The 738-nt window shown below is 46.3% G+C and carries 2 protein-coding genes; one reads left to right on the top strand and one right to left on the bottom strand.

The annotated features are described in order from the left end of the window. On the bottom strand, positions 1–305 hold a 305-nt coding region (gene tssD, locus NTD89_RS17050), incomplete at its 3' end, for a type VI secretion system tube protein TssD (protein WP_262208741.1). A gap of 253 nt (positions 306–558) precedes the next feature. On the opposite strand from tssD, the gene NTD89_RS17045 reads away from it, so the two are divergent. Then, the coding region (locus NTD89_RS17045; protein WP_262208739.1) for a hypothetical protein at positions 559–738 on the top strand (180 nt) is incomplete at its 3' end.

The following is a 738-nucleotide window of genomic DNA, read 5'->3' as shown; positions in this document are numbered from 1 at the left end:
TTTTGCTGCTGTCCAAAGGAAGATATTCGATAAAAGTTAATCGTACATTCAATCTCCTCTCTACTTGAAAGCGCTTGAGCGAGTAAGGGTGACGATTTATCAACATTTTTTGTGAGCACAATTGGGCGATGCGTCGGCTTGTTCACGTTGCCAATATTGGCCATGTTATGGCTGTATGAGAGCACCATGATTTCATCTAAATGGCCCGGCTGACACTTATTACCTATCGATTCCTGACTTGAACAACCCGCTGAAATCAATCCTTGAACCTTACCGGTGATCGACATATAACCAGTGTTCGCCATGGGTAACCTTCTCGTACTCAATCAATCGGCTGAGTAGACTATTACAGCGATCAAGGATGCACGTGTAGGACGCGTCCGGTTCTCAGAAAAATCTGAGACTTCTGATTTCAGCGCACTGTCGTCGTCATAAATGGCGTTGAGCGCATCGGTAGGTCGGGAGTAAGCCTTTTCACGATGTAACAACACGTTATGACGAACTTACTAATCTCTGCTTTCAAACAGGATTGGGTGGCAGTTGTCCTCGGGTGTTCTGATGACCGAGGAAGATCAATCCATTGAAGGAATGGCAAAAACTTGGCGATACCGTTCGTCAGTCGCTCACGGAGGAATGGGTATAAGTATTGAAGATCTCCGGATTGACGTTAACCGCCTGCATGGAATGCCTGATGGCTACAGCTCAAGCGACGTAGCAGCCAGGCTATTTTTTCAGGTG

This window comes from Pseudomonas sp. 14P_5.3_Bac1 (assembly GCF_025466135.1).
Taxonomy (GTDB): domain Bacteria; phylum Pseudomonadota; class Gammaproteobacteria; order Pseudomonadales; family Pseudomonadaceae; genus Aquipseudomonas.
This window is presented reverse-complemented; position numbering and strand designations above follow the sequence as displayed.